At 34.1% G+C, this 24547-nt stretch carries 19 protein-coding genes; 8 read left to right on the top strand and 11 right to left on the bottom strand.

Translation table 11 applies throughout. The annotated features are described in order from the left end of the window. Positions 1–69 precede the first annotated feature (69 nt). The 3 genes from HYN56_RS06435 to HYN56_RS06425 form a co-directional block, all read right to left on the bottom strand. Positions 70–1731 carry a S41 family peptidase gene (locus tag HYN56_RS06435; protein ID WP_109191419.1) on the bottom strand — a complete coding sequence of 554 codons (1662 nt, stop codon included), beginning with the start codon at positions 1729–1731 and terminating at the stop codon, positions 70–72. A gap of 139 nt (positions 1732–1870) precedes the next feature. Then, positions 1871–2596: a CDC27 family protein gene (locus tag HYN56_RS06430; RefSeq protein ID WP_109191418.1), complete on the bottom strand. Its 726-nt coding sequence runs from the start codon at positions 2594–2596 to the stop codon at positions 1871–1873. Between the two features lie 2 nt (positions 2597–2598). Beyond that, positions 2599–3183 (bottom strand): RNA polymerase sigma factor, encoded by a 585-nt coding sequence (locus HYN56_RS06425; RefSeq protein WP_109191417.1) that lies wholly within the window; start codon positions 3181–3183, stop codon positions 2599–2601. Between the two features lie 131 nt (positions 3184–3314). Between HYN56_RS06425 and HYN56_RS06420 the strand changes: the two genes are divergently transcribed. The 5 genes from HYN56_RS06420 to HYN56_RS06400 all read left to right on the top strand — a co-directional run bounded on the left by HYN56_RS06420 (position 3315) and on the right by HYN56_RS06400 (position 10244). After that, positions 3315–3614 (top strand): hypothetical protein, encoded by a 300-nt coding sequence (locus tag HYN56_RS06420; RefSeq protein ID WP_109191416.1) that lies wholly within the window; start codon positions 3315–3317, stop codon positions 3612–3614. Positions 3615–4062: 448 nt separating this feature from the next. After that, positions 4063–5046, top strand: coding sequence for a hypothetical protein (locus tag HYN56_RS06415; protein WP_109191415.1), 984 nt, complete (start codon positions 4063–4065; stop codon positions 5044–5046). 110 nt (positions 5047–5156) lie between these two features. Next, a complete protein-coding gene (locus HYN56_RS06410; protein WP_109191414.1) occupies positions 5157–7109 on the top strand; it encodes a PKD domain-containing protein in 1953 nt (650 codons plus the stop codon). 116 nt (positions 7110–7225) lie between these two features. After that, complete coding sequence (locus tag HYN56_RS06405) at positions 7226–9871, top strand: CHAT domain-containing protein (RefSeq protein ID WP_109191413.1); 2646 nt, start codon at positions 7226–7228, stop codon at positions 9869–9871. Continuing rightward, on the top strand, positions 9807–10244 hold the full coding sequence (locus tag HYN56_RS06400; protein ID WP_109191412.1) for a retropepsin-like aspartic protease: 438 nt from the start codon (positions 9807–9809) through the stop codon (positions 10242–10244). Before HYN56_RS06405 ends, HYN56_RS06400 begins: the two co-directional genes overlap by 65 nt. Before the next feature lie 62 nt (positions 10245–10306). Here HYN56_RS06400 and HYN56_RS06395 read toward each other — a convergent pair whose 3' ends face one another. From HYN56_RS06395 to HYN56_RS06370, 6 genes are all read right to left on the bottom strand, one after another. Further along, on the bottom strand, positions 10307–11545 hold the full coding sequence (locus HYN56_RS06395) for a TCR/Tet family MFS transporter (RefSeq protein ID WP_109191411.1): 1239 nt from the start codon (positions 11543–11545) through the stop codon (positions 10307–10309). A 145-nt stretch (positions 11546–11690) separates the two neighbouring features. After that, on the bottom strand, positions 11691–14867 hold the full coding sequence (locus tag HYN56_RS06390) for an efflux RND transporter permease subunit (RefSeq protein WP_109191410.1): 3177 nt from the start codon (positions 14865–14867) through the stop codon (positions 11691–11693). A 125-nt stretch (positions 14868–14992) separates the two neighbouring features. Beyond that, complete coding sequence (locus tag HYN56_RS06385) at positions 14993–16060, bottom strand: efflux RND transporter periplasmic adaptor subunit (protein WP_109191409.1); 1068 nt, start codon at positions 16058–16060, stop codon at positions 14993–14995. A 12-nt stretch (positions 16061–16072) separates the two neighbouring features. Then, on the bottom strand, positions 16073–17407 hold the full coding sequence (locus HYN56_RS06380) for a TolC family protein (RefSeq protein ID WP_109191408.1): 1335 nt from the start codon (positions 17405–17407) through the stop codon (positions 16073–16075). Positions 17408–17492: 85 nt separating this feature from the next. Beyond that, positions 17493–18092: a TetR/AcrR family transcriptional regulator gene (locus HYN56_RS06375; RefSeq protein WP_109191407.1), complete on the bottom strand. Its 600-nt coding sequence runs from the start codon at positions 18090–18092 to the stop codon at positions 17493–17495. Between the two features lie 109 nt (positions 18093–18201). After that, positions 18202–18723: a YceI family protein gene (locus HYN56_RS06370; RefSeq protein ID WP_109191406.1), complete on the bottom strand. Its 522-nt coding sequence runs from the start codon at positions 18721–18723 to the stop codon at positions 18202–18204. 265 nt (positions 18724–18988) lie between these two features. On the opposite strand from HYN56_RS06370, the gene HYN56_RS06365 reads away from it, so the two are divergent. Then, positions 18989–19963: a polyprenyl synthetase family protein gene (locus HYN56_RS06365; protein ID WP_109191405.1), complete on the top strand. Its 975-nt coding sequence runs from the start codon at positions 18989–18991 to the stop codon at positions 19961–19963. 68 nt (positions 19964–20031) lie between these two features. Continuing rightward, positions 20032–20385, top strand: a complete 354-nt coding sequence (locus HYN56_RS06360; protein ID WP_091490550.1) for a hypothetical protein — start codon at positions 20032–20034, stop codon at positions 20383–20385. Between the two features lie 62 nt (positions 20386–20447). Here HYN56_RS06360 and HYN56_RS06355 read toward each other — a convergent pair whose 3' ends face one another. Together HYN56_RS06355 and HYN56_RS06350 are read right to left on the bottom strand one after the other, a co-directional pair. Beyond that, positions 20448–20981 (bottom strand): hypothetical protein, encoded by a 534-nt coding sequence (locus HYN56_RS06355; protein WP_109191404.1) that lies wholly within the window; start codon positions 20979–20981, stop codon positions 20448–20450. Positions 20982–21034: 53 nt separating this feature from the next. Further along, positions 21035–21586: a hypothetical protein gene (locus HYN56_RS06350; protein ID WP_109191403.1), complete on the bottom strand. Its 552-nt coding sequence runs from the start codon at positions 21584–21586 to the stop codon at positions 21035–21037. Between the two features lie 117 nt (positions 21587–21703). On the opposite strand from HYN56_RS06350, the gene HYN56_RS06345 reads away from it, so the two are divergent. Further along, positions 21704–24478: a 2-oxoglutarate dehydrogenase E1 component gene (locus tag HYN56_RS06345; protein ID WP_109191402.1), complete on the top strand. Its 2775-nt coding sequence runs from the start codon at positions 21704–21706 to the stop codon at positions 24476–24478. Positions 24479–24547 lie beyond the last annotated feature (69 nt).

Below are 24547 nucleotides of genomic sequence, written 5' to 3'. Positions count from 1 at the left end.
CCCCATTTTTTCTGACGATCAACTAATGTGATCCTTCGTTCCTTAAAACGACAAACTGAATTAATAATATTATTTACCCGTTTCAACAAACAATAAAGCACGGTCTAAAACCTCATCTCTTCCTTCCTGAATGCCTTTAATTGTTGGCTTTACTTCAATATCAGGAACTATGCCAATTCTTTGGGTTTCGCGCTTATCTGGGTAATAAACGCCAATTCCTGAAAATAATGTACGAAATCCTTTAAACTCAAATACAGAAATATTACCATCTGCTCCTGAAGTCTGACTTCCAATGATAGTCGTATTCCCCGAAGCTCGAAAACACATTGCTGTCCATTCTGCGTGGCTCTGCGTTTTCTCATTCAATAAAACAACTACTTTTCCTTTATAATTATCCTTATTGTCAGATCCGCTTGAAGTGCCTTCATTGTTCCATTTAAATCTGCCTGGATAACTTAAATCCGGAATAGTATAAATGGCAAATTTATTTTCCTGAGGGCTTATAAAATTTGATATTTCTATGGCAGTGCCTTTAGGATAATTTCTAACATCAAAAACTATTGCTTTAGTGTTTTTTAGTAGTTCAATCATATCGGGAATATTTCTGTCTGTTATGATTCCCATGTCAACATAGCCAATATTATTATCTAATAATTTGAATCTCTCTCTCTTTTTCTTTGCCCCTTTTTTAAATTCATTTCGGTGAGAATCATGATAATCGTGCCATATCATCGTTTTGGTTCGATATTCTCCATTTTTAAGAAACTCTACTTTAACGGTATCCGATTTACTTATTAAAATTCCCTGAACTATCTTATCCAGATATTTGGCATTATTAGAAGCACTAACAAGATTCTTCTTTTCTGCAATAATATCTTTGATTGTTTGATTGTTTATTTTAGTAATAACGTCTCCTACTTTTATATTATCAGCTTGTGCCAGACTATCCGCCAAAATTTCTGTGATTACTACTTTATCATCAATTATTTTTCCATTAGCAGGAAAAAAATACGAAGGTTTGGAACCTGCCGCTGAAGAATATAAATATACTTCTGTATGACTGTCATCGACCTTAAAGGCTAATTCTGCCATTATTTTATAAAAATCATCGTGATTGTTCGCTTCGATGGCAAGAGGTATTACTTTTTCTAGAGTTGTATCCCACTTTTGATCTGTTTGGTATTTATATGGGAAAAAATATTCTACTAAATTCCAATACATGAATACCATTCGAAGTTTTGAATCCTTATTATTAAAATCTGGATCTTCAGAACTTTCATTTCTTATGCCAATATTTCCAACATATTCCATAGCATAAACATAAAATTGTTCGCCCTGAAACCTGTTTTCTTCAATAAATTTCAATTTCTTCGAAAGTTTTTTAGAAAACAGCTTATTATTAAACCAACTTAAATCAAAGTTTTTATCAAAATATTCTACATCTTTTGGCGCAGGAATTGGCGCAATTTCTTTTACTGGACCAAGCTCATCGATCCAATTTTCCAGAATTAAGGAGAACTCTTCTTTGGTTTGTGCTTTTTCTATTTTAGGTAATTTCTCCAAAAGCTGATTGTCCCAATTGACTTCTCCATTGGCTACTTTCGTATGGTAGTATTTTAGAAATCCCCAAACTTTACAAGTTGCTGCAAGTTTTTCGGTTTCGGTAATTTTAGCTGCGCTAAAAATGGTTTGAGAAAAAATGATAAAAAGAAACAGTGTAATTTTTTTCATTAATTAATCCGGTTAGGTTTTAAATAGTTTTTGGAGCAATTTCTTATAAAAAGAAAATCGAATTTAGAACTAAAATTCCAAATTCGATTGAGGTTTCACGTAAAGACCGTATTTTTTTATCGATCTTGCTAAATTTTAACTAATTTAACTCTTCCAACAGCTGTTCTACATCGTCATAATCTTCAAAATCCTGAGAAATAGTCTGTAGAATTTCCTGACATTCTTTATATTTTCCTTGTTTTAATTTAGACAATGCCATATTCCATTTTGCCTTTTCTTTAAAAACAGAATTTCCTGCTTCTAACTCTCTAAAAATAGTTTCGGCTTTTACATATTTTCCCACCTGCAGTAACGAAACACCATAGAAATACTTAATTTCTTCGGAATTATTTTCTTTTAAAATAGCTTCAAAAAACGGTATTGCTTTCTCATATCTTTTGCCATTAAAATTATCCTCAGCCTTTTTCAAAGTTTCTTCAGAAACGCCTCTTTCTGTAAAATAAGCACTTTCCGGATGGTTGTAATCTTCAAAATTTGGATAATGTTTATAGTCAAAGAAAAACAGTCCAAACATAATGGCGACGGAAGCCGCTGCCGCAAAATACCAAGGTTTAAGCGAAACTACTTTGTTTTTCTTTTTATGGAAATATTTATCTGAGATTCGGCTTAGGTTTTCTTTGTAAGCTTCCCGCTCCGTTTCTATTCCGAATTTATTATCTAATTGAAAATGCATTTCTTTGAAACTTTCAAATGCCGATGCCAATTCCGGATCTTCATTTAATTGTTTCTCAAAATTGCTTCTTTCATCAACGGTCAGTTCGCCCTGAAGATATTGATCAAATAATATATAGCGTTCTTCGTTCATGATTAATTGTTTTTTAAAGAGTTAAAATTTTTCGCTTCCTGAATCCACTGCGTTAACTGACCAACACATAATGATTTCTTTTTTCGAACATAACCGTAAGTCACATTGAGTTTTTCGGCTACTTCTTCCATCGATTTTAAGCTGAAACTGAGTTTTAAAACTTCCTGACATTTCTCTCCGAGTTTCTGAAACATCGTATCAAAAAGCTGTTGTTTTTCGTCAAATTCTTCTGTTTGAGCAATTAAGTCGTGTGCAGATTCATTACTAGATACCACGTTCTCATAAATTGTTACCCCTTTGTTCGATGATTTTTTAAGTTCGTTGAGCCAGCGTCTTTTGCACAACAGGAAAAAATAAGCATCAAACGGACAAGTCAGCTGAAGTTTATTGGCTTTAGCCTGATTAAAAAGCAAAATCATAATTTCCTGAATCACATCCTGAGCCTGATCTTTATCTCCTGAATTATTGGTGATAAACAAAACCACTTTGGGAGCATACTTTTTATATATCATTTCGATCACTACCGAATCATTTGCGGCAAGTCCATCGATATATTTTTGGTCAGGATGAATTTTATTTTGATCCATAGAAAAATGTTTTAACAGCTAATTTAAAAAAAGAATCTCAAAAATTTTCAAAAACAAGGGGTAACAATAATTCCGTGAATTGTATATAACGAAACAGAAGTCTTTTAAAAACCTTTAAAAAATTAAAAGAAATGGAAAGTTACCAATTTGTAAATGAGAAAAACCTGGACAGATTCTACGAGATTATTGCTGCCAAAACACGCAATGGTTTTGTAATTACAGAACATAATGAAAAACTGCCTTATGTGGTTTTATCCAAAGAAAAAAAAGCAATAAACCATGCACTTCATTTATTCATCAGCTGTATGACTTTAGGATTTTGGTTAATTATCTGGATTTACCTGATTCTAAATTTCTCCCGTAAAAAAGATATTCTGGTAGCCGTTGACGAAGACGGAAATCTCTTTGAAGACAAATGCCTTTCTGTTTAAATAAAAAATATGACTATCCATTACTCATAAAAACAGGGCATCAATTATACAGACTTTCATAATAATCTGTCTAATCAAACGCGGATTAGACAGATTCGCCAAAGCGAAGACGCGGATTAAGACGGATTTTTTCATTAATCTATCTAAAAAAATTAAGTTGTAAATCTGTCTTAATCCGTGTTTTTACGAAGTAAATCTGTTTTATCCGCGTCATATATATCCTTTAGTGAATTATTAGTTCGTTTAGCGAATTGTCATTTGAAAAAAAATCAAAAATAAGGGGTAACAATTTTTTAAGCCAATTGATATAACGATATAAAAGCCTAAAAAATAATTTTTGAAAACAAGGGTAACAAAATCAAACCCAAATTGATTTAACTAAAAATTAATTAACCAAATCTGAAAACCACTTGAAACAATCAAGCCAGATTTATAAAAACTAGAAATTATGAAAACAAATTTTAAAAAGATCGGACTTTTAATATTAGCAATGACAACTTTCGCAAGTTGCAACGATACAGACGGAGATGATATAAAACTTTCTCCTCCAACAGCTGCCGCTTTTAAAAGTATTAGCGAAAAAGGAGTAAAAAGAAACACTCAAAATTTTACCATGACAGCAGGAAACGGAGTCGTTACTCTAACATCCGCAAAGGGTGTCAAGCTTTACATTAACGGAGATTGTTTAACTAAAAACGGAACTCCTGTTACGGGACAAGTAGATATCGAATTTATCGAACTTTTTGATAAAGGAAATATGTTAGTGACTAACAAACCAACAATGGGAATTATGCCTGATGGAAAGAAAAATCTTTTGATTTCTGGAGGAGAATTCTTCATCAAAGCAACTCAGGGGGGAGTCGAATTACAGACCTCATGCTACATGAACATGACTGTTCCAACAGCATTAACGAATGGTTACGATAATTTAATGACTTTATGGACTGGAGTTATTGATGAAGATGGCGAACTGGCTTGGAAAGATGCCAGAGCAAATGCCGATGGAACTGGCGGAAAAGGCGGTGTTCAAGGAGAAGGAAACAATTATTATGTAACTTTTGGAAACTTTGGATGGACAAACGTTGACCGTTTCTACAGTGATCCGAGACCAAAAACTACTATTTTGGTAGATGTTCCTGAAGGATACAACAATACCAATAGTGCTGTATATCTTTCTTATGATGGCGAAGGTATCAATGCGCTTGCTAAATTAGACACTTACACAGCCGAAGGATTATTCAGTGAACACTACGGTCAAATTCCGGTTGGTCTTGCCTGCCACATCATTTTCGCAACCGAAGACGGTGGTAACTGGAGATATGCAATCAAAGGCGTGACTACTACAGCAAATGCCGTTTATACCTTTACACTAGCCGAAACAACAGTCGGTACAGAAGCCCAGCTGGTTGCTGCAATTAATGCCATTCAGTAACTTTCAAATGCTTTTTTAAGAAAAAGTGGTGATTTGCTCATCACTTTTTTTTACATTTAATCCTGTTTGAAATTTCCCCAAGAAATTTTAAGCCTCAAAACTATCTAGTTATGAAACCACATTTGTCTGTTTTCTTTATTCTATTTTCTATTCTCTCAATAGGGCAAACCAAAGTAAAAGACACCATAACCCGAAGAGCAAATATCAGTTTTATTCAAAACGGAAATCAGGTTTCTTATAAACCCGAAACACCGCCTTTGATTCCGATTGCGGGTGCGCCAAAGCCAAGTTATTCTTATTTATGGGAATTGGGCGACGGACATTACAGCAAAGAAGCAGAACCGAAACATGTTTACAAAAAGAAAGGCACTTATACCACAAGACTTGCCGTAACGAACAATTACGACAACGGGAAACCGCCTGCGACACGTCCTAAAAAAGTGGCTGTAAATGATATTACAGATACTAATTATAAAGATATCGCTTCGATTGCCGATCAGAATGGTTTTGCAATTATCAAAAATTGTGATCCAATTCCGGAGCAGGAAATGGTAGTCGTAGTGAGTTATCAAAATCTGGAGAATTATGTTTCGAGCGGAAAGCTTTATTTGTTTTATAATGAAAAGCAGTTCAAACACAATAATTTCGAATTGAGCGATTTTAGAACTTATGCCGGCGAACGTGAAGTAAAAGAAAATCTAGTCGCTTCGGTTGATGATTTGAATGATTCGAATAATTTTCTGGCTTCCGCCGAAGGGAATTTCAAAGCCAAAAAATACCGAAATACAACCACTGAAGAAGATTTGGACGCATCGCTTTTAGATGCCAACAAAACCTATCATAATGTTTCTGTTTTAGAATTTGACGATGCTAATCCTGGCGAAACGCGAAATGTTTTTTACACTTTCAAAACCACTCCCGAAATGATTAAAGATACCAGCGCAACAGTTACCATGCGCGGTATTTTTGTTCCCAACAGAAGTTATAAAAACCATAAAGTAAAAAATCTGGAAATGGAAATTGTGACTTCTCATGATCCAAATAAAATGGGATCTAACGGAAGATTTATGAATTACAGACTGGTTCGTTTTAAAAGAGTCAATTTTAAAACCCGTTTCCAGAATAACGGCGAAGGCCCGGCAAGAAAAATTCGTTTAGAAACCGATATTCCGGATATGTTTGACAAAAAGACTTTCCAGATTGAAAGCATGTATCCCGAATGTCCGATTTGTCCAAAAGGCGAAGAACCAACTGTAAGCTGTTTGGATACGATAATAAAACAGAAACAAATCATTTTTACTTTTAAAAATATTTACCTTCCGGGAAGCGAACAAAAAAATGTTCACGAAAAAGATTCTACAAAAGGTTTTGTAAAATACTCCATGAAGTTTGGAGAAGATTTTCATAAAGTAAAAACCAAAAGTCGCACTGCTATTATTTTTGATAAAAACGAACCGATAATTACCAACTACGCCACTACCCGATTTCTGCCGGGAATTTCGATTGGTGCTAAAGCGGGTTATAATTTTTATCCTGATTTAGATAAATCAACGAGTTATTTTGTGGGAGCGACGCTCTCGCCTTTTAAATCGTATCATTTTTATTGGCAGATAGAATGGGTAAATGCTTTAAACCAATACAACAGTGCTGTAAATGTCACAGACGAATTTAACACCAATGCCAATGGAACAAGACAATTGGTGCGCACCACAACTTCTACTGAAAATAAAAATATCAATTGGGAAGTTCCGGTTTTAATTCGCTACAACATCAACAATTATATTGGCGTTGGTGCGGGAATTCAGGCGAATGTCAATGTTTCTTCTGAGCAAAATCAGACAATTAAAATAGATACTTACGAAGGCGATAAAGAGAATTTTTTAATTAGTTCGACAACTAGTTCTGACAAAGTAAAAAACAGTTTTACAGATGTAAAAACAGGCCTGTTATTTGATTTGACGGCAGGTTTTGCCAGGATTGGGCCGAGTCTCGGTGCTCGATATGTGATTAATTTTGAGCAGAATTTTAATTATTTTCAGGTATATGGAATTTGGAAGTTTTAGGTGGTTATACCGCAGAGATACGCGAAGGTTACACAGAGATACGCAAAGTTATTTTTGCTTTGTGAATCTTTGCGAAAAAAACTTTGTGAATCTCTGTGAAATTAAAAAAGCTTAATATGAACTTACATCACTTATATGGTTTTATATTCCTTTTCCTGAATCTGAATGTTTTCGGACAAAATCAGGAGGATAAAATATATAATGCTGTGGATAGTTTTACCGCAAATCCTTCCGCGGAAGCGTTACAAAATCTCAGAGATATTGAAAATAATTTTTGGAAAAGTGCAAAGCCTAAAACCAAAGACGAGTTATTGGCAATCGTTATTCTTAATTGTAATAAAGCCTATTATGAAAATCAGTTTGGACAGACTTTAAAAGCGGTAAAAAGCTATGAAAATGCCTGGATGATTTATCAGAAATACAAACTGAAGAACTATGATATTGTTGAATTCTGTTTAAAACCTTTAGGGAATTTATACACAGTTTTGGGTGATTATGAAAATGCCGAAAACACAATAAAACAATATTATTTTATTGCCAGTCAGGAGAAAAACAAAGCGCAAAAAACAGCCGCAATTCTTAATCTTTCGAATGTTTATCAAAATACGGGAAATGTTTATAAAGCAATTGAATTAATTGAAAAGACCATTCAGACTGAAAAACTTTCCAACACAGAAAAAGGTCTTTTGCTCAATAATTTAGGAACAAATTATGTTTTATCTTCTAAAAAAACCGAAGCTGAAACTTCATTTTTAAAAGCCGTTTCTCTTTTAAAAAACGATAAATCACAAACTGAAACTTTAGCAAATGCTTATAGAAATCTGGCGCAACTGAAAGTAAATGAAAATGATTTTAGAAAAGCATCGGAATATTTCGAGAAAGCCAAAACCGAATTTAATAAAACCTCTAATCGGGAACCCAGAAAGATTGGACAGTTTTACTATGAAGCTGCTTTCATTGCTTTCAGCGAAGGAAAATTAACCGAAGCTCAGGAAAATATTGAGTTTATCTTCAAAACACTTCTTTCTTCTTATTCCAGTTCAAAAAATAAACTGCCAAATCAGAATTCGCTTTATGCGGAAACCGTTTTATTGGACGCTTTAGACTTACAGGCTTTAGTATTTTTAGCTCAAAATCAGTCTAAAAATGCATTAGAAAGTTATGCTCTTTCTTTTAAAATTGAAGAAATGATCCAGTCGCTTTTGATATATGAAAATTCTAAAATTATAACACAGGTCCGAAACCGAAACCGTACCGAAAAATGTATCGAAATCTATTTTTCTCTTTATGAAAAAGAAAGAAAAATGAGTTATCTGGAAAGTGCTTTTTTACTTTCGGAACAAACTAAATCTGTTGTTTTAAAGAATCATCTTAAAAATTCTGAAACGATTTCAAGAGAAGAAAAACTCATTTTACAGCAATTGCAAAATTGGAATACTACTATTTTAAAAGAGCAACAAAAGCTGGAATTGGCTGATATTTCGAAAATTAATGAAGCTGTTAAAAAACAGAATGAATTAATGCTGCTTTTGAAAACAAAGCAAAACAAAATTGATTCAAAAAACAACACCAACTTTGATCTTGCTAAACTGTACGCCAAATTAGAAAAAGACAATGCTATACTTATTGAGTATTTTTATGGAACACACTGCATTTATAATTTCACTTTAGAAAACAATAAAATAACACTGCATAAAATTGAAACGGAAAAGAATGCTTTTCCGGAATTGCTTTCGTTTATTGGGCTTTTTAAAGATCCTTCGGCAATTACTAATAATCCAAAACAGTATAATTTCCTTGGGAATAAAGTTTACAAAAAGCTCCAAATTCCAAATCCTCAAAAGCATCAAAATTTAATTTTAATTCCCGACGGCATTTTAGCTTTTCTGCCTTTTGAAGCCTTAATCTCTGAAACTTCTAATACAAATAACTTTGTCAAGATGCATTATTTGCTGAACCAATTTGATGTTGCTTATAATAATTCGGCTGAATTTTATCTGAATTTCAATGCTCTTTCAAATGATAAACAGAACATTTTGGGTATTTTTCCAATTTTCGAAAAGACAAATTATGCACTTCGATTTTCAAAAAACGAATTGCAATCCATAAAACATAATTTTAAAGGCCAGTTTTTTGAAAACGAAAATGCCAGTTTTTTGAACTTTAAAAATAATTCGATAGGAAAATCGATTATCCATCTTAGTACACACGCTTCTTCGGGCGATTTGGAAACTCCCGCCAGTATTAAGTTTTACGATCAGGAAATCTTGTTTTCTGAACTTTATAATTTAAAACTTAATCCTGATTTAGTGGTTTTAAGTGCCTGTGAAACCGGAATTGGAAAATTATATAAAGCCGAAGGTGCCATGAGTGTTGCCAGAGGTTTTCAGTTTGCGGGAGCTCAAAATCTGTTGTTCTCTTTATGGAATGTAAACGATTATACGACTTCTGTGTTTATGGATGATTTTTACAAAGAAATTAAACATAATGGTTCTTTTGCAAAAGCGACTGCCAATGCTAAAAGAGAATTCTTAAAAGATGAAACGATTCCGAATGCTAAAAAATCTCCGTATTACTGGAGTGCTTTTGTGTATTATGGAACTACTGAAGAAAGCAAAAAACCAACAAATTATATCTTCTATATCATTAGTTTTTTGGCTGTAATTGGCTTATTTTTGGGTTTCAATCATTACAGAAATGGAAAATCTTCACAAAATTCTCAAAATCGAGAAGTACAAAAAAATAAAATTCAAAATAACTAAAACGCAACATTTACAGATCAAAGCTAAAATTAACGGTATTTCCGGAACTTTTATTTTAGATACCGGAGCATCCAACACCTGCATCGGATTTGAAAGTATTGAACGTTTTGAACTGGATGCTAAAAATTCCAAAACAAAAGCTTCAGGTGCTGGCGGAACCGGAATGAAAACACAGATTTCATCTCAAAACAAATTACAATTAGGAAGCTGGAAAAACAAAGATTTCAGCATCGTGATTTTTGATCTTTCTCATGTCAATGAGGCTTTAGAATCTTTTAAAGCCAAACCTGTTCACGGTATTATCGGTGCTGATGTTTTACTGGAAGGAAAAGCAATTATTGATTACTTTAATCATTATTTGTATCTTAAGTAGAAATTACAAATAATAACAAAGTCTTCATTTTACTGAAGACTTTGTTTGTTTTATAGGATTTCCTAATTCTCTATTTCCATTTTTGGAGCCGTATGTTTTTTCAGTGAAAAATAAGCAACAACCGTACTCAACAACATTAAAGCTCCTCCTAAAATAAACGGTGCTCCGGCAAATTTGAAAGGCGCGTCATTGTGAGTAAAAAAGTAAAATGTATTAGCCATCATTGGAGGCCCAATAATAGAAGAAGCACTCATTAAACTGGTTAATGTTCCCTGAATTTCTCCTTGCTCACTTGGTGCCACTTTACTCGCTACAACCGACTGTAATGCTGGTCCGGCAATTCCGCCAAGACAATATGGAATTAGAAAAACAAACATCATCCAGCTTTCTGTTGCAAAAGCAAATAACAGCATTCCAATTGTGTATAAAGCCAAACCGATGTAAATACTTTTTTCATTTCCTAATTTTGGATTAATGTAACGAATCAATCCTCCTTGTACAACGCCGACTAATAAACCTATTATTCCTAACGATATTCCGATCATTCTCTCATCCCAATTGAATTGGTAAATAGTGAAAAAACTCCAGTTGCTTTGTACTGCATGAGAACCTACATACAACAGAAAAATTGCCGCAATCAATCCAATTAAAGTTGGATGTTTTCTTAAGCCTAAAATGGCTCCAATTGGATTGGCACGTTTCCAGTCAAACTCTCTTCGATTTTCTTTTTTAAGGGATTCCGGCAGAATGAAAAATCCATATAGGAAGTTCAGCATACACAAAACTGCTGCTGCATAAAAGGGAACTCTGGATCCGTATTGACCTAAAAGCCCTCCAATAACAGGACCAATAATGAACCCTAATCCGAAAGCAGCTCCGATTAATCCGAAATTTTTGGCTCTATTTTCTGCTGTGCTGACGTCGGCAATATAAGCGGAAGCGGTTGTAATACTTGCTCCGGTTATACCTGCGATAATTCTTCCCACAAAAAGCCAAACAATGGTTGGCGAAAATGCCAGTAAAATATAATCTAATGAAAATCCGAAAAGTGAAATCAAAATAATAGGTCTTCTTCCAAATTTATCACTCAGATTTCCAATTACAGGAGCAAATACAAACTGAGTTATCGCATACGCGAAAGTTAACCAGCCGCCTATTTTTGCCGCTTCGCTTATGTCTCCATGAATCAGTTCTTCAATTAGTTTTGGAATCACAGGAATGATAATTCCCCATCCTGTAATGTCAATTAACATGGTTATGAAGATAAAACCAATGGCTGCAGATTTGTCTTTTTGTAGCATAGTTATTTTAGTAAGGTGATGCAAATAAACAGCTTTTTCAATTAACAATAAAAAAATCCCAAATTCCAATTTAAAGGAATCTGGGATTTTTCATGTTGAAATTCCGAATTCGGGTTCGGAATTTCACTATTGAAAATTAAAACTATTAATGGGTGTGTTTAGGGTTGAAACCGTCTTCGCTTAATTCTGCTGGCGTATAATCAGCCACCATTTCAGCTTCGTAGTCGATTTTTTCTCCTTTAGAGAATTTTCTAATAATTTTCTCCATAATGTCATAGATTACCGGAACCACAATTAACGTAAGGAATAATGAAGAAATCAAACCTCCAATAATTACCCATGCCAATCCATTTTTCCATTCTGCTCCGGCTCCAGATGCTAATGCAATTGGGAACATACCGAACACCATCGCAATTGTTGTCATCAAGATCGGACGTAAACGAGCGTGGTTTGCCTGAATTAGAGCGTTTCTAATTGACTCTCCGGCTGCTCTTCGCTGATTCGTATAATCGACGAGCATGATGGCATTCTTACACACCAGACCAATCAACATGATGACCCCTAAAATGGTAAAGATGTTTAATGTATTATTGGTTAATGCCAGTGCAAATAAAACTCCAATGAACGAAAGCGGAATTGCGAACAATACCACAAACGGGTGAACGAAACTGTCATACAATCCAACCATTACAAGATAAACCAAGATAATAGCGGCTAATAATGCAATTCCTAAAGTACCAAATCCTTCTGACTGGTTCTCCTGGTCTCCACCCCAGATGTAGTTAACTCCTGTTGGTTTTTTCAATTTATCTAATTTTTCCTGCCATTGCTGTACAATTGTTCCCGCCGGCACCCCAACGTTCTGACCTTGTACAGTTACAGAAGCTGTTTTATCTCTACGTTCTAATTTACTTGGTCCAGAACCTTCCGTAATTGTTGCGAATTGGTTTAATTTAATCTGCTGTCCAGCGTTGTTTATGAAAATCAGGTTACTAACGTCTGTGATGTTTTTTCTATCAAATTCGTTGTATTTGATGTTGATATCATATTCGTATTCACCAGCTCTGTATTTACCATCAGTGTTACCGCTATAAGCTGTCTGCATTGTTAGACCAACTGTTTGCAGCGTCAATCCTAACGCAGCCATTTTATCTCGGTCAACCTGAACATTGATTTCCGGGTTTCCGTCCTCAACAGTCAATTTAATCTCGGTTGTTCCAGGGATGGTGCGTAATTCAGCTTCAGCCATTTTTGCAAATTTCATGGCACTTTCTACGTTTGGACCAGTTACGATCAAACCTAAAGTAGCATCTTCTGCTGTTCCTAAGATACCTACAGGAACTGTTTTTACCTTAGCACCAACTAAAATTTTCTCCAGTTTACGTTTTGTTTTAGCAGCATAAACGTTGGCATCATCTGTACGATCTTTTTGCTCGATCATTTTAACATCGATCTCTGCTTTGTAAGCTGTAGCCTGAGCTGCTCCCAAACCTTCACTGGTTTGACCTACTGTTGTAATCTGACTGAAAACATATTTCTCTCCTTTTAAGAAAGCTTCTGCTTTTTGCGTCATAAAGTTGGTTTGCTCCAACGAAGCATCTTTTGGCATCTCAATTTGTACTAAGAACTCACCACTATCAGATGATGCAAAGAACTCTCCTCCAATGTAACCACCTCCCATTAACCAGAAGATTGTTCCAAAAAACATTACGACAACAGCAACGATCGTTTTAATATAGTGATCTAAACACCAGTTTAGTAAGTTAGATACCCAGTCAGTAAAACGAGTTAAATAGCTTTCGAATCCAAGAATGATTCTTCCGAAAAGGTTTTTACCTTCAATATGCTCTAATTTTCCAAAACGAGAAGACAACCATGGAATGATAGTAAACGAAGCCAATAATGAGAACATCGTAGAGATAATTACTGTAACACAGAATTGTGTAATAATGTTCGATACCAATCCTGTACTCATTGCAATTGGCAAGAACACCACCACAATTACTAAAGTAATCGAAGTTACGGTTGCACCAATTTCGGCAGTTCCGTCATAAGCGGCACGAATTCGGCTTTTACCCATTTCCATGTGTCGGTAAATATTTTCAAGTACAACGATGGCGTCATCCACAAGAATACCAACTACAAGAGACAGACCAAGTAAAGACATTAAGTTAAGTGTATAACCTAACAAATAAATACCAATAAATGTTGCAATCAAAGAAGCAGGAATAGATACCATTACGATCAATGAGTTTCTAATACTGTGGAGGAAAAACAACATTACAAATGCTACCAGAATAACCGCAATTAACAAGTCATGTACAACTGAGTCTGCTGCTTCAAGCGTAAACACTGTACTGTCTTTTGCAACTTCTAATTTTAACTGAACCGATTTGTAATCGTTCTCTAATGTCTTAACCGTTTTAATTAACTGCTCACTTACCGCAACCGCATTCGCATCTGATTGTTTTACGATTTGAAGTACAATTGCACTTTTTTGATCTACACGCGCAATTTTCTCCGCGATTTTTTGTGTATCCTGAACGTCTGCAATATCTCCTAAACGAACCTGAATTCCGTTTTGAGAAGAAACTACTAAATTTCTTAATTCTTCAACGTTTTTATATTTACCCGCTAAACGGATTAAGATTTTTTGGTTACGAGTCTGAATGTTTCCAGTAGGGAAATCCAGGTTTGAACTCAAAATTGTCTGCTGTACCTGAGGAACCGAAAGTCCGTAACCTTGCATTTTTACAGCGTCAAGGTTTACCTGAATTTCACGCTCCTGACCACCAATAATGTTTACCTGAGCAACCCCTTGTACACGGGATAAGATTGGAGCAATCTTTTTATCGATCAAATCGTAAAATTGTGCTTCGTCCATTTTACCATTGGCTCCAAGTGTCATGATTGGTAAATCACTCAAAGAGAATTTAGTCAATGACGGTGGATCAGCATCGTCCGGTAAGTCACTCAAAATCGCGTTAATTTTACGCTGTGCATCGTTCATCGAAATATCAACATTGGCATTTGAAGTCAATGTGATCGATACTACAGATAAACTTTCATAAGATTTCGAGTCGATTTTTTTGATATTTTCAAGAGAAGCAATCGCATCCTCAATTTTCTTTGTTACTGTATTTTCAACCTCACTTGGAGAAGCACCAGGATAAGTAGTTGAAACCGTAATTACATTGGTTTCGAATTTTGGGATCAGCTCGTAGCCTAACTGGCTGTAACTGAACAATCCACCTAAAGTCAGAATTGTAAACAATACAATTACTAACGACGGACGTTTTATGGATATTTCGGCTAATTTCATATGTCTTTTTATTAAGTCTTTAGTTTTATTAGTCCTTAGTTTTTAGTTCCCCGTTTTTAATATTACCTAATTCAAGGCACTAAAAACTAAGGACTAAGGACTAATCCCTCAATCACTAATTACTTTTATTTAATAATTTCTACTGTATTTCCGTCTTGTAAGTTGATTTGACCTGTAGTAATAACTACGTCTCCGTCATTCAATCCATTGATGATTTCAACTTTGTCTCCTAAGATTCTTCCGGCAACTACTTTTTTCAATTTAGCAACGTTATTTTCTACTACGAAGATTTCGTTACTGCTTACACTTCCAACAAAAGCATTTCTAGGAACCACTTTTAAGTTTTGTTTTTGGTTGTTTGAACCAAAGTTTGCTGTTCCGTACATACCCGCTTTTAAGTCGTTGTTAGCATTGTTTGTAATTTCAATTTCAACAGGGAAGTTTAAAGAAGCATCTGCTTTTGCAGCGATGAAAGTAATTTTTCCAGAGAAACTTTTGTCAGGATAAACACTAGCAGTAATGTTTACTGTGTTTCCTAATTTTAAACTTGCTACCTGGCTTTCGTTTACTGTAACTGTCAATTTCAATTTAGAAACGTTTACAATATCAAATAAAGCAGTTGCAGGCATTCCGGCTAAAATAGATCCCGGCTCAACATATTTTTTATTGATATATCCATTGATTGGAGCTTTTACTCTTGTATCTCCAACATTGATTTTAGCCTGAGTATAATTAGACTGAGCATTTGTTAAAGCTAATTTTGCCTGATCCAATTGTTGTTTTGTAACACCACCTGTTTTAAAAGCATTTTCATATCTGGCATAATCAGATTTTGCATTTTGATATGCTGCTTCTGCTGCCTGAGCATTTACATTGATTACATCACCTCTTACTGTTAAAAGAGTTTGTCCCACTCTTACGTAATCACCTTCTTTTACTAAAACACTGATTACTTTTCCGGATTTCTCTGCAGAGAAAGTCAATTCCTGAATTGGTGCAAAGTTTCCGTTTGCAGTAAAACCAAGATTTACATCTTCAGTTTTTACAGTTGCTACTTTTACAGAAACTGCTGCATTTTTTTCTGCTACAATTGCAGTTTTACCTTCATTCTCAGCCTTATTCTTATTTAAAATGAGGTTAATCCCGACAATTGCCACGACTATGATTACGATTGTTATAATTATTTTTTTCATTGTAATAATTTGTTATTTAGTAAGAGATTTTAGTTCGCCTTTTGATTTAATTAGAGATATTTCGGCAATTTTATAATTTAAAACTGCTCTGGTATAATTATTTTGAGCTTCAAGTGATGCATTTTCTGCGTCAAGCAAATCGGTTAAAGAAGCTAATCCCTGAAGATAATTGTTTTTGGTGTTGCTAAGAATTTCACTAGCTAAACGCATATTTTCTTGTTGATTCTGAATGGTCACCAAATTATTATCGATTTGTGCCATTGCATTTTTGTAATCTAAATCAAGAGATAATTTAGTGTCTTTGATATCTTCCTGAAGGGATCTAATTTCAACATCTGCTTGTCTTACTTTTGCACGAGTACCAAAACCTGTAAAGATTGGTACGTGTAAGTTTAACCCAATTGCAGAGAAATCTGACCAATAAACTCCTTTATCTGGTTTTGCAAACCAAGGAAATTCGGGACCCTGACCAATATAATTATAACCGGCAGTTAATGAAAGTGTAGGGTAATATCCTGCTTGCATTGCTTTTTTATTGTAAACCAAAAGCTCTTCTTGTTTTTTCAAAAGCAGATATTCTGTTCTGTTTTCGATATTTGGTTCTTGAGTTAAAGCAGCTGGAACAACTTCAAATTCTTCTTTTGGCAAAACGATTTGAGTTTCAATAGGCATCCCCATATAAAACTTCAAAGCATTTTCCTGTAATGTAATTTGATTTTTAATCTGTTGGCGTTCTGTATCTATGTTAGACATTTTAACGACAATACGATCTAAGTCAATTTTTTTTGCCAAACCGTTATCAAACTGTCCTTTTACAATATCGCGAACTTTTGTAGTGTTTACATAATTACTATCCAAAAGCATCAGTCTTTCCTGCTGAACATATACAGAATAATAATTATTCGCAACTCTCTCAATAACTTGCTCTTCTGTCAATTGATCGTTTATTTGATAAAACTCACGAGTAGATTTTGCTGCTTTTAATCCCGTAAAAACAGATTGATCAAAAATGGCCTGAGTTAAAGAAAGTCCTGCAGTCGAAGTCCAGGTCTGTCCAAATGCAGCCTGAATTGTAGTTCCCGGCTGACCAAATCCAGCTCCATCAATAACCGTAGTCTGAATAATAGGATTGTATGTTAAGTTCCCGTTCGCAGAGATTTGCGGTAACGCTCTTGAACGTACTTCCTGAATTTTATATTCGCTGTTTTCAACCTGAAGTTTTGCTTTTTTCGCATCAGCTTTATTTTGAAGCGCATAATTGACTGCGTCTTTCAGAGTTAAAGTAGTGGTTTGTGCAACAGCAGATAAGCCTACTGTACACAAAACTATAAGAAAGATTCTTTTCATAAGTGTTACTATTTATTAAATTTGAGATGAGACCGTCATTTTTTCTTTACCCTCACAGAGAAAAATGACGATTAATTTTGGAATGTTAATTTTTAATTCTTTTCAATTGCTTTTCTAATTCCTCGACTCCTTTTTGAGTAGCCATTGCCCGAGTATGGTATTCTAATGCTTCTAATTCTATTCTTTGTGCTTCGCTTTCAGAAACGGTATTTTCGTTAATATGAAAAACCAGTGTATAGTAAAACTTTACATAAACCTCCACATTTAAATCACTTCTGTAAAGTCCTTCGCGAATTCCTTTTTCAATATTCTCTCTAAAACATTGTGTACACTGATCAATTTCAAAAGAAAGAATATTTTGGTAAATCTCCGGATAATGCTTTTTCAGCTGGTAAATTGGAGAAGTATCAATATTATTTTTAAACATATCACGAAACATTTCCCTAATTTCGAAATTCTCATGAATAGCATTGTAATTCTTAGCGATAATGGTATCCATAATTTCATGAACTTGTCCATGAACCAAAGAAGTGCTTTCTTCAATCAAAACTTCCTTATTACAGAAATATTTGTATATCGTTTTTTTCGAAATACACATTTCTCCTGCAATATCATCCATGGTAACACTCTTAAAACCAAGCTTTAAAAAAAGTTCGCTTGCTTTTGCTATTATTTTCTCTTTCATTTTAATTCTCCCAATTGTCTTACAAATATAATTAGGAAACTAAAATCTAAAAAAATAGTTTCCATGATATTTGTAATAATTTTACATTAAGTTAATAATTGTGTAAGATTTATATACTAAATTCAAGATTTGCAATTAATTTGATATCTTTTCCTAAAGCCAAACCTCCATTGTGATGAAATGAATTATAATCTAATCCAAAGTCCTGACGTTTGATATCACCCTTAATTTCGAAAGCTACTTTTTTCTCTCCATTGTAGGTATTTACTCCAATAAACTCTGCGTCCAGTTCTACAACTCGTGTTACATCTTTTATAGTTAAATCTCCTTTGAAAAAATTAATATTGTTATTTATCTTTTGAAATGAAGTCGATTTAAAACTAATTATTGGGTGCTCATCTACATCAAAAAAATCCTGAAGCTGTAAATTGGTGTCAATTTGCTGAAAGCTTTCAGTTTTATTATTAATATCCAGCGAAAATTCAACCGAAGCATCTTCAATCTCATTATCTTCAAGACTCACATAACCGCCAAATTTGTTTGTTGTTCCTCCCAAATAAGCAATGATCGAATGTCTCATTTTAATTAAAACATCTGATTGTGTAGAATCTAAAGTCCATGTTGTTTTCATAAATAACTGATTTTAATGAGTTTATAATATCTCAAAATCGAAATGGAAACTTTTACAGTGTTCTTAGTTTCCATTTAACGGTGCAAATATAAAGAGGAAACTCTAAATACCAAAAAAGTTTCCAAGTTTTTTAGAAATAATTTTAACATATTCATTCTTAGCTCTTTTAATTAATCTTTAAAGTTTTGTCAGCATTTAAAATTTAGAACCTAATAATTCATAATTGAATTGTATCTTTGAGGCTCGTAAATCAGAATTTTATTTTATGCACGATATTAGTCAGTACCAGGATTTTTTTATTGATTATTTAAAAAAACAAAATATTCACAAAGAACCTGTAAATCTCTATGAGCCGATTGAATATATTTTAGGACTTGGAGGAAAACGCATCCGTCCGGTTTTAACTTTAATGGCCGCAGAAGTTTTTGATACTGATTATTCCGTTGCTCTCCCTGCAGCTATGGCTGTGGAAGTTTTTCATAATTTCTCACTTGTTCATGATGATATAATGGATGATGCGCCTTTGCGAAGAGGCCAAGTAACAGTTCATGAAAAATGGAATTTAAATACCGGAATTCTTTCGGGAGATGCGATGCTGATTTTGGCTTATCAATACTTTGAACAATACGAGCCAAACGTTTTTAGAAACTTAGCCAAATTATTCAGCAAAACCGCTCTTGAAGTTTGCGAAGGTCAGCAATGGGATGTAGATTTTGAAACCCGAAAAGATGTTACAATTCCGCAATATTTAAAAATGATCGAATATAAAACAGCCGTTTTGGTTGCCGCTGCCATGAAAATGGGTGCAATTATAGCCAAAACATCTGAAAAAGAAGCTGATTTAATCTACGATTTTGGATTAAATTTAGGCTTAGCTTTCCAATTACAAGATGATTACCTGGATGCTTTTGGAGATCCGGAAACTTTTGGAAAACAAGTTGGAGGTGATATAATTGAAAACAAAAAAACCTATTTATATCTAAAAGCTTTAGAATTTTCTTCTAAAGAAAAAGCGGCAGAATTAGAGCAGTTATTTACTTTACAATTGGAAGATAATTTAGAGAAAATAGAAACAGCCAAGACCATTTTTAACGAATCCGGAGCTTCAAAAGCTACACAGGAAGCAATTGAAATGTACACTTTTAAAGCTTTTGAAACTTTAGAAAAAATGGAAATTAATACCGAAAAGAAAGAGGTTTTAAAAACTTTTGGCGAAAATTTAATGGGACGTAAGGTTTAGTGTTCCGTTTTCAGAAAAAAGTATTCAGAAAAAAAATCTACAATCAGCAATCTAAAATCTAAAATCTCATGTTTGTAGCACCCGTAAATACCGAATCATTATTAGCGCAAGCGCAGGCAGAGACTTTATATTTAAATTTGATTGAACAGATTAATAAAGACTTTAATCTTGCGAATGAAGGAATCGATTTTCCGTTAAGCATTTCGCCAGACGAATTAAAAATTCAGCTTCACGAAAAAATCTACCGAATGATTCAGTACAAATTTGCTGAATATTTGAATCTGCTTTATATCATTGACGTTCCTGAAAATGAAATCAAACAACTAGATGGATCAGATTTAGTAATTCTTGCCGAGCAAGTTGCGTTTTTGATTTTAAAAAGAGAGTGGCAGAAAGTCTGGTTTAGGAATTATTACAAGTAAGGTTCTGAGATGCTGAGATGCTAAGATTCTAAGTTTTTTTATCATTGGAACTAACAATCTCTTTATAGTTTATCCAATTCAGTCCAAAGTCCAAAACCACTTGTATCTAATTTACTTCCTATAATCTGGAAACGACCACATTTAAAACAAATCTTTGCAATTCCAACCGTTTTTTCCTTCTTCCTAAAAATAAAAATATCACGATATTCAGGAACGCAAGCATATGCACTCATCTGCAAGGAGTCTTTTTCACTGAATACATTTTCAATCTCCTTTTGTTGTTTTAATGTTAAGTTAGATTTCTTATAATTATGACTAAGCAAAATTTTCTCAAAATCTTTTTTAGGAACACTATCAGGGAAATATCCCATAAATAAATCTTCAAACTCTTTCTCTTTTTTTGATTTTTTACTTTTTTCTCCAGAAATAATTATGCTATCAAGAGTATAATTCACAAAATAATGATCAATTTTATCCGCATCAAAAAAAGGTCGTAACTCTTTTTTTACAACCTTCTCATTATGGGCTTCTGCTTTTTTAGAGTCATTACAACTCGTAAACACAATGACAACAAGTATAAAAATATATCTTTTCAATTTTTCCGGATTTTAAAAACTTAGAATCTTAGCATCTCAGCACCTTAGCAACTTTAAAAATAAACTCTCACAAAAGGCATAAATCCAGAACCATAAAGACTTCTGTCCGGATCATATAAAACATCGTAACGGGCGCCGATAGTAACATTTCCTGTTCTATATCCTGCTCCGAGATAAAGAGCAGTATTCCAGTAACTATCTGAAAATGCAGGTCTGTTAATATTAGAATCATATCTGGTATCTACCCTCACCTGTTCTAATTCCGCAGATAATTGTATTTCGGGAATTGGGTTTACAAGTGTAATTACACTTCCTCCGTAAACAAAAGATTCATAATAATTCCTTGAATTCAAATAACCAAACTGAAGTCCGACTCCAACGGCAACAATTTCATTGACATTGTAAATTGCACTAGGCATGACAGAAATATCAGTGTAGCCGGAACCAAATCCCAAACCTAAACCACCTCCAAACTGAACTTTATCCCAAAAGTGATTACTATTATCTATAACATATTTTTGCTGTCCTGAGACATTCGTTGAAAATAAAACAGCCCAAATCACAAAAAAGAAATTGAAAACGATTGAAATTTGATTTTTCTTCATAGTTAACGTTTATTTTAACAAATTTTTACGTAAAAGTACGTAAAAAAAAGATTTAAATAAATGTGATTGTTGTACTTTTGCCTTTCTAATATAACAAATAGTATATTCACTCATATTATGGATAGGTTTTCATTTTTAAACGCAGCGCATACCGAGTTTTTTGCACAATTATACGATCAATATTTAGTTAACCCAGACAGCGTTGAGCCTAGCTGGAGAAGTTTCTTTCAAGGTTTTGACTTTGGACAAACAACTTATAACGACGAAAATCCAGTGCAAACTATCGTTGAGTACGTGACTAGCGATAACACAGATTACAGTCAGGTTTCAGAAAAACTAAAAAAAGAATTCAACGTTCTGAAATTAATTGACGGATACCGTACGCGCGGACATTTATTTACTAAAACAAATCCAGTTCGTGATCGTAGACAGTCATCACCAACTTTAGATATTGAAAACTTCGGACTATCTGCAGCTGATCTTTCAACTGTTTTTGATGCTGCTCAGACTATCGGAATGCAACCATCTTCTTTACAAGATATTGTAAACCGCCTTAAAACTATTTATTGCCAGCATATCGGTATTGAATATATGTATATTAGAAATCCTGGCGTTGTAAAATGGATTCAGGATAAATTGTCTGTAAATGTTAATCAGCCAAATTTCTCTACAGAAGAAAAGAAAACGATCTTAAATAAATTAAACGAAGCTGTATCTTTTGAGAACTTCCTTCATACTAAATATGTTGGACAAAAACGTTTCTCATTAGAAGGTGGAGAATCTATTATCCCTGCTCTTGATGCTTTAATTGAGCAAGCTGCAGAAAAAGGGGTTGAACAATTCGTAATGGGAATGGCTCACCGTGGTCGTTTGAACGTTTTGGCAAATATCTTCGGAAAATCGACTCAGGACATCTTCGGTGAGTTTGATGGAAAAGATTACGATCAGGAATATTTTGACGGTGACGTAAAATACCACTTAGGTCTTACTGCCGACAGAAAAACAAGATCTGGAAAAAGCATCAACATCAATTTAGCACCAAACCCTTCTCACTTAGAAACGGTTGGAGCTGTAATTGAAGGAATCACAAGAGCAAAACAAGACAAATATTTTGCTGATGATTTCTCTAAAGTATTACCAATCGCTGTTCACGGTGATGCTGCAATCGCAGGTCAAGGTATTCTTTATGAAATCATTCAAATGGCACAATTAGATGGTTACAAAACTGGAGGAACAATCCATATTGTAATCAACAACCAGGTTGGATTTACGACTAACTATTTAGATGCTCGTTCTTCTACTTATTGTACAGACGTTGCTAAAGTAACTTTATCTCCAGTATTACACGTAAATGCTGATGATGCTGAGGCTGTTGTACACGCTGTATCTTTTGCATTAGATTACAGAATGCAGTTTGGACGTGACGTATTTATTGACTTATTAGGATACAGAAAATACGGTCATAACGAAGGTGACGAACCTCGTTTCACGCAGCCAGTTCTTTATAAAATCATTGCTAAACATAAAAACCCAAGAGACATCTACGCTGAAAAATTATTATCTGACGGCGTAATCGATGCATCTTATGTTAATGGTTTAGAAAAACAATACAAATCTGCTTTAGAAGAAAACTTAGAAGCTTCTCGTAAAAAAGATTTGACTATCATTACTCCATTCATGAAAAACGAATGGGAAGGATTTGTTCAGGTAACTGATACACAAATGCTTCAGAAAGTTGATACTACTTTTGCTAAAGAAGGTTTAGATTCTATCATCAACACAATCTCGACTTTACCGGAAGACAAAAAGTTCATCAACAAAATAACTAAAATTGTTACAGACAGAAAAGTTGGATACGATAACAATACTCTTGACTGGGGAACTGCAGAAGCATTGGCTTACGGATCTCTTTTAACTGAAGGATTTGATGTTCGTATTTCTGGTCAGGATGTTGAGCGTGGTACATTCTCTCACCGTCATGCTGTAGTTAAAGTTGAAGATTCAGAAGAAGAAGTAATTCTTTTAGATGCAATCGAAAACAAAAAAGGAAAATTCGGAGTTTTCAACTCTTTATTATCTGAATATGGTGTTCTAGGTTTTGACTATGGATATGCATTAGCAAACCCAAAAGCCTTAACCATCTGGGAAGCGCAATTTGGAGATTTCTCTAACGGTGCTCAAATCATGATTGACCAGTATATTTCTTGTGGAGAAGACAAATGGAACAACCAAAACGGTATCGTTATGTTATTGCCTCACGGATATGAAGGACAAGGTGCTGAACACTCTTCTGCAAGAATGGAACGTTACTTACAGCTTTGTGCAAGACATAATATGTATGTGGCAGACTGTACAACTCCAGCCAACTTCTTCCATTTATTGAGAAGACAAATGAAAACAAACTTCCGTAAACCATTGGTAGTTTTCTCTCCAAAAAGTTTATTACGTGATCCAAGATGCGTATCTACAGTTGAAGAATTAGCTACAGGAAGTTTCCAGGAAACAATTGACGATAATACAGTAGATAAAAAGAAAGTTAAAACATTAGTTTTCTGTACCGGTAAATTCTACTATGATATTGTGGCTGAAAGAGAAAACAACGGAAGAAATGATGTTGCAGTGGTTCGTATCGAACAATTATTCCCTTTCCCAGTGGAGCAAATCAAAGAAATCATCGCTAAATATCCAAATGCAGATGATTATGTTTGGGCACAGGAAGAGCCTAAAAACATGGGAGCTTACAGTTTTATGTTAATGAACTTTGATCTTGTAAAATGGAGATTAGCTTCATTAAAAGCATATTCTGCTCCAGCATCAGGAAGTTACACACGTGCAAAACGTCGTCATGCAGATGCAATTAGAATGGTATTCGATAAAAATTTATTCAGATAAAAAAAATGTTTCAAGTTTCAGTCCCGATAGCTATCGGGATTGAAACCATAAAAACCTTAAACAAAGAAA

This window comes from Flavobacterium crocinum (assembly GCF_003122385.1).
Classification (GTDB): Bacteria; Bacteroidota; Bacteroidia; order Flavobacteriales; family Flavobacteriaceae; genus Flavobacterium; species Flavobacterium crocinum.
The sequence above is the reverse complement of the archived record's forward strand: the minus strand, read 5'-3'. Positions and strand labels throughout refer to the sequence as shown.